Raw genomic sequence first — 13,701 nt, 5'->3', positions numbered from 1 at the left:
GAGAGTCATGAAAACCGCAGCACAGCAGCCGAAGCGCTCGCACGACCTGGCATGGTTCAAGTCAAGCTACAGCGGCAGCGAAGGCGGCAACTGCCTGGAAGTCGCCACCCACCCCACCGCCGTCCACATCCGCGACTCCAAAGACCCCGGCGGCCCCGTCCTCTCCGTCTCCCCCGACACTTGGCGCACATTCCTCGGCCGGCTCGGGTGAGCCGACGGCCGTGATTCGGCCGACGCGGACCGAACTCACCGCCAGACGTGCGCCACCTGGCCCAACCAGCTCCGCACCACCTGCCAGCGCTACTCCCGCCGCCTCGACACCCGGCGTGGCCATTCCCGCTATGCGCAGTCGCGATGGTCGGACGTGGTCGAGCCTGGCAGGCCGCCTGGCAGGCCGCCGCGTGGGCCTCAGCCCGCACCGATGACCTCCACGATCGCGGGAGTCAGACGTTGGCGCCGACACGGTCATCCAGAGGACGTGCGTCCTCCGTGACAGGCACTTCGGCGACGAGGGAATATCCGGCGCATGCAAGCCGAGGGCGTCCGCGAACGCGTTCCAGGAGCCCGGCGTCTCACCGCGAGCCCGTCCCGGCTGGGACGGCCCCCCGCCCGCGCCTGCCCAAACCGCTCAGGACCTGCCCAACACGACCGCGATAGTCACTTCAGTCCGTTCGTTTGAGGGGCCGAAGCGAGACGGGGTCATCGCGTTCCCTTCATCTTCATGCCACTGACAGTGCGTGGCAAACACGTACCCTTCCCCCGCATTGCGGGTGAACCACTCCCCGCGAGTTCCGGCCGGAATCTCCACACCCGGTGGATCGCAGCCCTCGCCCGTGTGGATCTCAAGCCTCGTGCACTTCGTGGACATCTGGAGGAAGCAGACGTTCGAGAAGAGAACATCCACTCGCACCGGAGAGGTGTCTTCGCTGAGGCTGCACAGCAGAAGCTGGTTGTAACTCACCGAGAAATGCCACACCCGGAACGGCCGCTCCCATACGGCAACCATGGCCACTACGAACGTCCCCGGCACTTTAGAGACTGTCCCGCCGATCTTGGGTGTGCCGACCTTGGTCAAACATGCTCTGGCATTACCGGAGCTTCTTCACCGGCCAGCCCCGCAAAACTGGCCGAGTACGACCTGGGCAATGGGAATCGTGGCTCAGTGGCCGCCCTGCGGATCATCGAGGTCGCGCCAGGCCCACGTGCTGACTGTTGGGCATACGCGATCGTGGGTGCCTCCTTGAGTTCCGAGCGACACGGACAGGGTCGGGAGTTCGTTCTGACCGCACCCGTCAGTGACCCACGATTCGCGGACTTGCTGGCTATGGCGGTCTACGCACTCCCCGACCAGGTCATGGAACTCGTAGGCCGCCTCCATTACCCGATCCGCGACTTCACCCTCATAGAGGACCGCGCTCGCTTCCGTCGCGGCGAAGATCTCGTCAGAACATGCGCTCCCAGCCGTGGGATCGCGCCCATCCCCGCCCGCTCGCTCGTCGCACACGCGAAGGGCTTCCGTCAGAGCGTCATGCGTGGCCTCGTCGCCTCCCTTCCCCATCCTCACGGACTCGTCGAACGCCGCCCAGGCCTGGACCACCCCGCTTACGGGATGATCCATCCAGATGGCGACCCGGCAGCGAGCGCCAGGCGTCGCTGCCAAGGGACGAAGGCCGACCAGCGGCTCAGAAGCTTCTGGAAGCCCTGAATTCATGTACCTCCAAGGGGAAGGAGCTGGAAAGGATTTCCGACCGAACCTCTCCGGTCAGCAGCCGAACGAGCAGCTCGGCACAACCAACGTCGAAGTGCTCCCACCATGCGCCTCTGGCCTCGTTCACCATCACAGTCCAGTCATCGGGGTGAATTTCCGGGTGAGCGAGCCAGTAGAGGAATTCTCCATTGTCTGTGGAGGCCCAGGGAATGACTCGGCTACCGGGGGATTCCAGCAACTGCACCGGCTTCGGCTCACCGTCCTCCCACAGCATCTCAAAGCCTTCGTCACGCTCGGCGACCGAGCGATGCAGATCGTAGTGACGATTGGGGCAACGGGGCTCAAGCAGCCATAGGTATGCGTCGAAGCGGCCGCCGCCATAGGTATCGATCAGTTCTCGATAGTCTGCCGGAAGCCCGAGCCCGAGCTCTCGTGCCACGTCGTCCCAGTCCTGCCGACGTCCGGCGTCTTCCGGGGGAACGACCAGGTTGGTCAATCGCTCGACATGTGCGTTCACGGTCTTGGCCTGTTCAGAATTGTCTGGAAGATGTCAAGTCCCCCCGACCCGTTGGCCCGGATGGTCACACCCAGGGGATACGGATTCGCAGGACCGAGTCCTGTGTGTTCCGCATAAATCGGGGTGACACTGTACTGCACGATCTGCCCGTCCCTTTCGACAGCCCTCCGCACCTGGTTCTCTATACGGCGCATCACCGGATGGTTGGCGTACTGGTGCATGGTGACGAAGTTCCCCGGATCGCTGTTCGATCCGCCGAGCTGCGCCCCCCAAAGGTGAGCCCTGTTATAGCCCATTCCGCTGACCCAGCCAGCCGGATCCACCCTGGGGTCGGTCGTGCCGCCGATGTTCTGCTGGGTGAGCGTGACATGGACACCCGTGGCCCGCCCGTGTTCGTCAAGCTCGCCGTAGGGTCCACAGTTGTGGACGAGGACCGACCTGCCGCCAGCCACGACGTAGTACGTGTGGAGGTCGGAGACCGTCATGTTGTGGACGGCGGAGCTCTGTGCCGTCCAGCGCTCGATCGCCGTGATCTGGACGTAGGTGCCCGCGCTCGTCTGCAGCCACTGACCGGACTGCAGATCCGTGGCGTCGACCCATTCGCCGAGCCCTGGGACCCAGAAGGGGTGGCCGTCGGTCGCGGTGACCTGGGCCGTCTTCGTGCCCTTCTTGCCGTCGGTGTCGATCGTGACCTTGACCAGGTCCTTCAGGCCGTGGCCCTTGATCTCAGCGGTGACCGTCTCGATCCGGGTCTCGCCCGTCTCCGGGTCGGTCGCGACGACCTTGTCGCCGGCCTTGACCTTCTCGATCGGCTTCGTCGAGCCGTCGGCCATCAGGACCTTCGTGCCCGGGACGAAGCTGTTGCACGTCCCGCCGCTCTCGGCCTTCCCGGACCCGCCGCTCCCGCTGGATCCGCCCTTGTTGCGGGAGGAGCCGCCGGCGTTGCCGCCCGGCTTGGAGCCGCCGCCCTTGCCGCCGCCTGAGGAGGCCTTGCTGGTGGAGACCTTCGGGGCCGCCTTGGCCTGGGCCTGTTTCTGGACCGGGTTGCCGGTCTTCTTCGTCTGGGCGACCGCCTTGTCCGTGGTTCTCTTCGCCTGCTCGGCGGCCTTCTTCTTGGCCCGTTGCGCGGCCTCCTTCTTGGCCTTCTCGATCGCCGCCTTCTTCGCCCGCAGCGCCGCCGCTTCAGCCGCCTTCGCCGCCTTCAGCACCGCCTCGGCCGCCCGCTTCGCCGCACGGAAGGCCTGGATCGCGTCGATCGTGCGGTTGACCGCCTTCAGGACGGACGGGATCTTGCCGAGCTTGGTCCACGGGATCGCCCCGATGATCAGGCTTCCGCAGGACCACATGTCACCGCCGAAGCAGGCCATGGCGTCGGTGAGACCGATGAAGTCGCTCAGAACGCTCCAGGCCGCGCCGAGGATCACCGACGTCAGGGACTTGCCCATCGTGGCCTGCGCCTGCGCCACCTGCGCCGCGCTCAGGCCCGCACCCGCCAGGGCGGCCGCCCGCTCCGAAGCCGTCAGCGTGATCGCCAGACCCGTCGGGTCGGACATCGTCACCGGGTTGTTGTGGGCGTAGGCGTACCCGTTGGACTGCAGTACGTCGTTCAGGTCGAGCACCGGGTCGGCGGACAGGAAGCGTCCCACCACCGGGTCGTACAACCGGGCACCCAGTGGCACGTATCCGGAAGCGTCGTCACGGGTCGCGCCCAGGAACCCGGTGTGGGTCTGGAGGTTGCCGCCGACCGTGTCCGCGCCGCGCTGGTTGCCGAACGGATCCTGCTTGCGGATACGGACCGAGTTCGAACTGTTGAGCGCCACCTCGGCGTAGGTGCTGCCCTGGTGGTCGCCGGCCAGGGCGACGAGCTGCTCGGTGCCGTTGCCGTAGGCGTAGCGCATGACCGCGCCGCCCGGGGCCGTGTAGGTGCGCTGGGTGTTGACCAGGACGCCGCCCGCCTGGACGGTGACCTCGGCCTCGCCCAGGTACAGGGTGGCCTGCTTGCCCTTGATCGTCAGCAGGCGCGAGCCGCCGGGCCCGTAGATGTGACGGGTGTCGTTCTGCGCCGCCCACTGCTGCTCGGCCTTGGTGCTGTCACAGGTGGCCAGCACGATCGGGGTCGAGTTCGCCGAGTTGGCGTCCTTGACCGCCAGGCACAGGCCCGAGGCGATGTGGGTGAACTGACCGGACGCGGTCCGCTTCAGCTCCTGGGCGGACGAGCCGTCGCACTTCTGCAGCTGGACGGCCGACCCGGCCGTGTTCGCGGTCGGCTGCACACACCAGGTGTCGTAGACGTTCAGCGTGCCCCGGTCGGGGTCCGGCTGATTCGCCACCGGAGTGAAGCGCCAGTTCTGCGCCACCGAGGCGTTGCAGGAGTACAGCTGGATGGGCTGCCCGGCGGTGGCCAGACCCGACTGCAGGTCCAGGCACTTGTCCCCCAGACCCACATACGGCGTCTTGCCGCCCGCGCCCTGACCGCTGATCCGGTCGACCTTGCCGTCGTACGTCCAGGACAGCTCCTGCTTGTCGCCGTTCTCGACGGAGGTGACGGACTTGGTCTCGCCCGTCAGCTCGTACAGGCGCTCCGCCTCCGCCTTCACCTGCGCGCCCTGCGGCGTGGTGAAGGTCCTCGACACCTTCGTCAGCGTGTGCGGCTGGCTGCCGTCCGCCTTGCCGTAGGCGTAGGTGGTGGTGGCGTCCTTGGCGGTGTCGCCGGACAGGTCCTTCTCGGTCAGCTTCGTGCGGTTGCCGACCAGGTCGTACTCGTACTCCTGCCAGTAGCCGGACTTGTCCGGGCCGACCGCCACGTTGAGCGTTCCGTCGCTGTTCTTCGGGCCGGTGCACGCGGTCTGGTCCTTGGCGGTCCAGGCCGTCTTCAGCTGGCCCAGCGGGTCGTAGGCGAAGCACTGCCGCTCCGCGATGCCGTCCGAGTGCTCACGGATCGAGGTGACGTTGCCGGCCGGGTCGTAGGCGTACGACCGCTGCGAGACCAGGTTTCCGCCGACCACGGACTTGTCCCCGGTCTGCTCGCGGTAGACCGACTGCTCCTTCAGCTCACCGGTCGACTCGTCGTACGACGCCTGCGTCCACACCCGGTACGGCTGCGCGCCCAGAGTCGAGCGCAGGACCTGGCCGTAGGAGTCGTAGACCGTCTCCGCGCCGTACCAGTCCTTGCCGGAGACGGAGAGCGGCTTGCCGTCCTTGTTGTAGCGGACGACGAGCTTCTCGGCGGCGAACCGGCCGACCGCCGGGAGGGAAGCCTCCTCCAGCATGCCCTGGTCGTTGTACGTGTAGTCGTACGTGTACGACGTCTGAAGGCCCCAGGCGGTCGCCACGGGCGACGGCAGGGTCTGGGTGGTCGAGGTCGGCTGGTAGTCCTTGGTGTAGCCGTTGACCCGCTGGGTGTACGGCTGGCCGTCGGTGTAGCGGGTGGCGGTGGCGGGCATGCCCTTGCCGCCGGTGACGGTGTCGTAGGTGAACTCGGCCAGCAGGGTGCCGGTGGCGTTGTCCAGGCGCTGCTGGGCGGGCCGCGACAGGACGTCGTAGCCGTTCCAGACGGTGATGCCGCGGGCGTTGGTCGTGGTCAGCGGGCGGTCACGGTGGTCGTACGTGGTTTCCGTGGTGCCCGTGTCCGGGTCGGTGGCCGTGATCTGCCGGCCGCGGTGGTCGTACGTCCACGTCCACGGGTGCGCCGTGTCGGCGGAGTTGGTCGCCTTCACGAGCCGGCCGTGCGCGTCGTACGTGTACCGCATCGACGTGTGGCCGTCGGGTGCCTCCGAGTTGAACGTGTCGACGCGGGAGGTGCGGCCGAGGGCGTCGGTGTAGACCCGGTAGGAGGAGGCTCCGGCCGGGTTGATCACCTTCGACCAGTCCGCGCCGTACTCGTAGCGGGTGGCCTTCTCGGGGACCGGCTGCGAGGTGGCTTCCTTCGTCAGTGGGTCGACGACCTTGAGGACGGGCGTCTCCGCCACGACGCGGCCGAGGCCGTCGTAGGTGTAGCGGGTGATGTTGGGGACGGCCGTGTCGGCGAGCGGGGTGAACAGCTCGCCCGGCTTGGCCTCGTGGGTGAGGTAGGCGTTGTTGGTCTGCCAGACCTCGCCGGAGCTGTTGTACAGCGTGTCGGTGATCAGGTGGCCGCCGCCGTCGGCCTCCTCCTGTGTCTGCCGTTCGCGGCCGAGCCCGTCGTAGAGGGTGACGGAGGTCTCGACGCGGTCCTCGTGGCCTCGCGTGTGGGTGGTGATGTACGGCGGCTTGCGGTCGGGGTTGGCCGGGTCGTACGCCGGGATCGTGTAGACGGCCCGGAAGTCCGGCACGGCCGAGCTCGACGGGGTGCGGCCCGGGGCCCACGCCTCGACGAGGCGGCCCAGCGGGTCGTACTTCGCCTCGCTCACATGGCCGTTGGCGTCGGTCGTCTTCAGGGTGGTGGAGCGGCCCGGCTCCAGTTCCTGCTTCTGGGTGTGGCCGAGGGCGTTGGTCTCGGTGACCTCGAAGACCTGGCCGGTGGCCGGGGTGTAGGTGATGGTGCCGGACTTGCCGTCCGGGTCGGTCTGCTTCACCACGCGGCCGATCGCGTCGAACTCGCTGGTGCCGTTGGTCTGGAAGCCGGTTCCGGCGCCGTTCAGCGACCAGGTCTCGGTGGCCAGGCCACGCGTGGTGGAGGCGAGCGCGGTGCCGTAGTCCTGGCCGTCGTACGCGGTGCGGGCGGCGCCGCTGAGCGTCGTCAGGTCGGTGAAGTCGGCGTTCGCGCAGGTGGTCGGCGAGACCAGGACCTGCTTGGACAGGCCGATGAGGTTCTTGCCGGTGTGGTGGACGTAGTCCAGCTTGGTGCAGGACTCGTCACCGTTCTTGCCGGTGTCGCCGAGCGACTCCACCTGGACGGGCAGGCCGTGCGTCGGCTCGTACGTCGTGCTGCTCTTGACGATCCGCTGGGTGCGGGTGTCGTCGCCGGTGCCGGAGGACTTGGTGTACGCGATCTCCTCGGGCTCCGTGACGCGCCAGGCGCGCAGCGGGCTCAGACCGTCGTCGCGGTCGCGCTTGGCCAGCTCGGTGGCGGCCGGGACGGTGACGCTGCGGGACAGCCAGTCGGTGTCGGCGTCGGACGCGCTGGTGTAGGTGAGCTCTTCGGCGATACGGCCGGCGAACGGCTCCAGGTCCTTGGCGATCTCGGTGCCGGTGATGTCCTTCACCGACACGGTGTCGCCCATGCCGCGGAAGTAGCGGGTGACGGACTTGGACCTCTTGCTGCCGATGGACGGCTCGTCCTGGTCCGGGCCCGTGATCACCGTGGTCTGCTCGAACCCGGCGAACTGCGAGTAGGTGCGCTTGGACTTCTTGGTGAACTCCGCCTCGGCGAGTTTCCAGCCGGCGTTCTGGTACGCGTAGGAGGTCTTGGTGGCGAAGGCGCCGTCGACGTTGGGGAGTTCCTCGATGGACTCCACGACGTACTTGTGGAACCAGTCGATGTCCTGGGCCTCGGGGTCGGGGTGCCAGAACGACGGGTAGCACAGACGGGTGTTGGACTTCAGCGCCGCGGTGTCGTCCTTGCCGGGCAGGTCCGTGCCCGTGGCGCAGTCACCGGCGGGCTGCTTGTAGGTGACGACGGTCTCGCCGCCGTACTCGTTGATGACGCGCGCGATGCGCAGCCGGGAGAAGCCGGGGCGCGGGTCGTTGGGGCGCATGACCCGGTTGGGCATGTCCTCCGCGTTGGACTCGAAACGCACCGCGTTGAGGGTGACGCTGTCATCCGTGGAGCCGAGCCGGGCGAAACCGGTGCGCTGGATCGACTCCAGCCACAGGGCGGTGTTCGGGCCGGTCTTCAGGACCGGGAAGCTCTGCTTGAGGGCGTACCGGTCCACCACCTGGCGGGCGGTGGTGTCGGTACGGCGCTGCGCCGAGGTCTGGATCTCGGTCAGGCGCTTACGGGACCAGAACGTCGGGCCGGCGTTCCAGCACTTCTTGCCGGACTCGCACCGCAGGTCGGCCGGGGTGTCGTACCAGATGCGGTACTTGCCCGGGTCCTTGTCGGCGAAGTTGTCGTCCGAGCAGGTCAGTGAGCCCTCGTCGAAGCAGCGCTCGGCGACCTTGAAGGTGGTGCGGGCCGGGGCGGTCTCGGAGAAGATGGTGTCCTTGCGCTGCCCGTAGTCGATGTGGCTCAGGTAGCCGCCGCGGTCGTAGACGACCGGCGCCTTGAAGTTGAAGTTGCGGGCGTAGTAGTTCTGCTCGGTCTTCCACCACAGGGACATGGCGTTGCCGTGGACGTCCTCGACGTAGTCGAGGTTCCAGCGCCAGGCCTGGGTGCACCACGAGCCGGGCCAGTCACCGGCCTTGTAGCAGTCCTCGCCCGCGTGGTTGCCGTAGACGGGCACGGTCAGCACGGAGTCGGTGACCGGCTGGCCGGACGTCCAGCCCGGCAGCTTGTGCTTGCCGAAGTGGTAGCGGGTGCCGTCACGGGTGGTGACGACCCAGTACTCGCCGTCCTTGGCGCCGTTGCCGGTCGTGGAGTCCTTGATCCGCTCGACCTTGGCGCCGTCGCCGTTGGCGGTGAACCACGTGCCCTGGTCCTCGTCCCACACCAGCTCGGTGGTCATGCCGCCGAGCGACAGGGTGGCGTTGTTCGAGCCCCAGCACAGGTCCGCCGTGCGGTGCGTGGCGTTGTTCGACCCGGACTTCTTGGAGTCCTCGCGGCAGTTGGCGTACGTGCGGGTGATGGAGCCCGGGTTGTAGTCCCAGCCGTCGCCGATCCAGGAGGCCTGGTTGTTGGTGGCGGAGGTGCGGCCGTCGACCGACTGCGAGGAGTAGCTCAGCGCCACCTTGGGCATCAGGCCGCCGGCGGTCTCCGGGACCTGCACCTGGTAGGCGTAGGTGAAGGCGCCCGAGGACGCACCGGCAGACCAGGCCCCCGAGGACAGCAGCGGAGTCGCGGTGAAGTCACCGGCGGCGGAGGCGCCGGTGTCCATGGCGCCGATGACCTGCGGGCCGGAGGCGTCGACGGCCTGGAGGGCGTCGCTTTGGGAGAAGGAGGCGGTGCGGACCGAGGCACCGGACGTCGTCGAAGCGGTTTCGTCGCCCAGCAGGTCGGCGACCGGCACGGAGCCGGAGAGGATCTTGCGGGTGGGGGCGTTCCTGGGAGCCTTGGCCTTGGTGGGCGCGTCCTTCGCCGGCACCACCTCCACGGTGCTGCGCAGCCGCTCGGCCTTGTCGTCGTCCGCCTTGCCCGACATGGTCGTCACACCGCCGTCGGCGGCGCAGTCGCCGCTGTCGGGGCTGGTCAGGACGCATTCGGGCAGCAGGACGAGGCCGAAGCGGTCGGCGGCCTGGGGTCCGTAGAGGTCGGCGAAGCCGGTGGTGTCGACGGCGAGCGCGACCTGCGCGGCCGGGTCGGCGTCGGCCGGCGGGGTGACCTGCATGATCATGCCGGAGACACCGGCGTCCTGGGACGCGGTCGGCGCGGCCAGATCGACCTGCCACTCACCGTCGATCGCGGCCGGGTCGGTGCCCGCGGGCACGCCGAGCGCGACGGGCAGGCCGTTGGAGACCGGGATCGTGGTGCCGGGCTCGGCGTCCGAGGTCAGCGTCGCGGTGCCGGTGCTCTCCGTCCAGGGGGTGACGGCGACCGGCGCGTACGGGTCGACGGGGACCTCGGGCGCGGTCGTCAGGTTCTTCTCGGCCTCCTCGTCGCCGTCGAGCGAGGTGCTCTTGGGCAGGTCGGGCAGGTCGATCGGTTCCTCGCGGGTCATACCGGGGCCGGGGACGGCCCAGGCGTCCGCGCCCAGGCTGGTCACCATCAGCGTCGAGGACAACAAAAGGACGGTCGCCGCGCGGCCGTGCCGGCGCCGCCGTCGTTGTGACTCCGTCAGGGCAAGGCGTCTGCGCCCCAGCCATGACAGTGGACCTTGAGCGCGCATGCGCGTCGACTCCCCCACCCAGGCGATACGAACGTGCCCGCACCCTCTGTCATGAGCGCCACACGATTCAAGATCGATGAAGCGGGCCGAAATCCGTGCCTGTGAGTTGCATCACGCCGCAAAACGGGACGGCCCGCTCCTTCTTTCAACCAATAGGACGCGTGGCTAAAAACAATCGCCATCGGCGCACAACAGGTGATCAAAAGCCGCAGACGCCACACCCGTGACCGTGCGCCAAGGGCCTCTCAACACATCGTCACAACTTTATAAAATCTTCATACATGGACGAGCTGTGCGGATCGTGTGATCGTGTGCGCGCCCATGCCCCGCGGCCTGCCGTCCGGGGCTCTCTGTGCTGTCCCCATCCGCCTGGTCCACACGGGAGTAGACCCCGCCGTGTTCGCGCCGCCTCGTTTTCTCAGCCCCTTCGTGCGCACGCGCACCCGGCTGACACTCACGCTCGGCCTGGTTCTGGCCGCCCTGACCGCCGCCCTGCTGCCCTGGCTGCAACCCGACGAACCATCAGATCCACAGGCACGCAAGGCGACCGACGCGAAACAGGCGGCGACCGCCCCCCGCGACGAGGCCGCCGCCGCGGCCGAGGCCCGGCGCACCAAGAAGCGGGTGCTCGTGGATACGGCGACCACCGCCACCTCGCTCACCTGGGCCCAGCCGGACGGACAACTGCGCACCCGGATCCACGCCCTTCCCCAGCGGGCGAAGAACGCCGAGGGGAAGTGGGCACCGATCGACAACCGGCTGAAGCGGACGGACGACGCCGACGGCCTCGGCATCCGGCCGGCCAACCCCGCGAAGCCGGTGCGGTTCTCCAGCGGCACGCCCGGCAACGACACCCGCGCCGACCGGTCGTACCAACGCAGGCCGCTGACGGACGGTCGGGCCGCCCGGGACACCGTGCTGGCCGAGGTGGACATCGACGGCCACACCGTCGCCTACACCTGGCCGGGCACGCTGCCCGAGCCGGTGCTGGACGGCCCGCGCGCCCTGTACTCCGAGGTGCTGCCGGGCGTCGACCTGCTCCTGGTCGCCCGCGAGGAGGGCGGTTTCGCGCAGCTGCTCATCGTCAAGACCGAGGAGGCGGCGCGGAGCGAGGCGCTCGCGACGGTGTCGTACGGACTGCGCTCGAAGACGGCCGTGTTCCAGCACGACGAGACCGCCGGGCGTGTCCTGGTGCTCGACGGGGACGGCGAGGAGATCGGCTCCATACCGACGCCCTTCGCCTGGGACTCCAGCGGCCGTGACCTCGAACTCCCCGAAGGGCAGTCGACGCCGCGCACCTCGGTCGCCACACCGCCCGACGTGCTGAAGCTGTCCGGCCTGAGCGGCATCGAGCCGGGCGCACACCATGCGCCGATGCCGATCCACCTGGAGGGCGACAGGACGGGGACGGCCCGGCTCGACCTGCGGGTCGCCGAGACCGGCCTGCTCACCGACGAGGACGTCCGCTTCCCGGTGTTCGTCGACCCGACGCTCAACAGTGGCTGGCAGGCGTGGACGACGGCGTACAAGCCGTACCCGAACACCAGCTTCTGGAACGGCACCAACTTCAGCTCCGGCACCTCCGACGCCCGCGTCGGCCACGAGGACGACACCGGCGGCACCGCCCGCTCCTTCTGGCGGATGGGCTTCAGCAGCAGCCTGAAGGGCGCCACGGTCTCCGACGCGACCTTCAAGGTGCTCAACAACCACTCCTGGTCCTGCACCGCGCGCGAGTTCCAGTTCTGGCTGACCGGGTCGATCTCGTCCGGCACGACATGGAACAAGCAGCCGAGCTGGTCCACGCAGCTGCAGAAGAAGTCGTTCGCGCACGGCTGGTCCTCCAGCTCCTGCCCGGACGAGTACGAGTCGTTCAACGTGGAGACCGCCGCCCAGAAGGGCGCCGACAACGGCTGGTCGAACATCACCTTCGGGATGCGCGCGACCAGCGAGTCCGACACCCAGACCTGGCGCAAGTTCCGGGCGACCTCGGCGACGCTGGAAGTTGTGTACAACCGCAAGCCGTACGAGCCCACGGGCGGCAAGTCCACGCCCGGTGGCGCCTGCGAGGTCGACAGCGCGGGCGTGACCGTCGGCAAGACCAACATCGTGCTGTCGGCGAACGCCAAGGACCCCGACGGCAACCTCAGCAAGCTGCGCTTCCGCTTCTGGAAGACCGGCGGTACCGTCCCGTCCGGCACCCTGGTCACCCCCAACTCCAGCGGCACCGCCACGCTGACCATCCCCTCCACGTTCCCGCTGGAGGACAAGACCACCTACTCGTGGGACGTGCGCGCCGAGGACTCCGGCGGCCTGGTCTCGTCGTTCTTCCCGCCGGGCACCTCCCCCTGCCGGATCAACGTCGACGCCAGCGCCCCGCCGCAGCCCACGGTCGAGAGCGACGACTTCCCCCGCGCCACCTCCGACGGCCAGACGTGGGCGAAGGTCAAGTACGGCGAGACCGGCGCCATCACCTTCACCTCAGAGGGAGCGACGAAGTTCCAGTACGCCGTCGAGGGCCTGGACTGGACCTACGTGAACGCCACCAATGGCACCGCCACCATCGCCGACCTCAGACCGCCGCACGCGGGCCCCACCACGGTGAACGTCTACGCCTACGACCAGTACGGCAACCGCAGCGCCCACTCGGGCCACACCTTCTACGTCCCGCCGCGCGACAAGGCCGACGCCCCTGGCGACACCGGCGGCGACGGCATCGCCGACCTGCTGATGGTGTGGTCCAGCGGCGACCTGTACAGCTGCCCCGGAAGCACCGACGGCGAGCTGAATTCCTGCCTGGGCGCCTCGTACACCTCGGACAAGAAGCTGCACCCGGCGGGCCACTGGTACGACCCGGGCACCGGCAAGGCCGCGCTGATCACCCACTACGACGACACCTACCCCGGCGACGGCATGACCGACCTGTTCGCGGTCACCCCCGACGGCACCTTCTGGATGTACCCCGGTGACGGCTACGGCAGCTTCAACGTCGACAAGAGGCTGAGGATCCGCCTGCCCGCGAACGCCCCGGCGCCCTCGACCTGGACCCAGATCAAGGCCGTCGGCGACATCACCGGCGACAAGCATCCCGACCTCGTCCTGCGTGCCGGTACCGCGTTCTGGACGCTGTCCGGCTACAGCGGCGCGACCTTCCGGACGGCAACGCTGATGGAGGGCAGCGCCTGGGCCCGCCGCGACATCGTCAACGTCGCCGACATCAACGGCGACACCACCCCCGACCTGCTGTGGCGCAACCTGGACAACGGCAACATGTACGTCCGCCACGGCAAGCCCGGCCCCGTCAGCGGCAGCGTCGACATCGACTCGCTCAAGCTGGCCGCCAACTCCCTCAACGGAGACGTGTCCTACGGAACCACCTGGACCGAGGCCAACGTGTCGACGGCCCTCGGCATCCCCGACGTCAACGGCGACAACATCCCCGACATCTGGGCCCGCTTCGCCTCCGACGGCCAGATACGGATCTACCACCCCTCCAGGACCAACACCAACGCACCCGTGAAGGTCGTGATGACGTCGGACTGGAACGGGGCCAAGTCCTTCGGCTGACACCGCCGCGT

5 protein-coding genes are annotated in these 13,701 nt (G+C 68.4%); 2 read left to right on the top strand and 3 right to left on the bottom strand.

All coding sequences use genetic code 11. From position 1 onward, the window contains the following. Positions 1-7 precede the first annotated feature (7 nt). Positions 8-211, top strand: coding sequence for a DUF397 domain-containing protein (locus KWI83_RS27475; RefSeq protein ID WP_218517078.1), 204 nt, complete (start codon positions 8-10; stop codon positions 209-211). Between the two features lie 417 nt (positions 212-628). On the opposite strand, the gene KWI83_RS27470 is transcribed toward KWI83_RS27475, so the two are convergent. The 3 genes from KWI83_RS27470 to KWI83_RS27460 form a co-directional block, all read right to left on the bottom strand. Continuing rightward, positions 629-1,075: a hypothetical protein gene (locus KWI83_RS27470; protein ID WP_218517074.1), complete on the bottom strand. Its 447-nt coding sequence runs from the start codon at positions 1,073-1,075 to the stop codon at positions 629-631. 607 nt (positions 1,076-1,682) lie between these two features. Further along, positions 1,683-2,225, bottom strand: a complete 543-nt coding sequence (locus KWI83_RS27465) for an SMI1/KNR4 family protein (protein WP_218517073.1) — start codon at positions 2,223-2,225, stop codon at positions 1,683-1,685. After that, the gene (locus tag KWI83_RS27460) at positions 2,222-10,006 is read right to left on the bottom strand and encodes a polymorphic toxin-type HINT domain-containing protein (protein ID WP_256362899.1); all 7,785 of its coding nucleotides are present in this window, start codon (positions 10,004-10,006) and stop codon (positions 2,222-2,224) included. The genes KWI83_RS27465 and KWI83_RS27460 overlap by 4 nt, the downstream gene beginning before the upstream one ends. Before the next feature lie 549 nt (positions 10,007-10,555). Here KWI83_RS27460 and KWI83_RS27455 point away from each other — a divergent pair. Next, positions 10,556-13,690, top strand: coding sequence for a DNRLRE domain-containing protein (locus tag KWI83_RS27455; RefSeq protein WP_308122206.1), 3,135 nt, complete (start codon positions 10,556-10,558; stop codon positions 13,688-13,690). The last annotated feature ends 11 nt before the right edge of the window (positions 13,691-13,701 follow it).

Source organism: Streptomyces sp. TRM70350 (genome assembly GCF_019219825.1).
GTDB lineage: Bacteria > Actinomycetota > Actinomycetes > Streptomycetales > Streptomycetaceae > Streptomyces.
The sequence above is the reverse complement of the archived record's forward strand: the minus strand, read 5'-3'. Positions and strand labels throughout refer to the sequence as shown.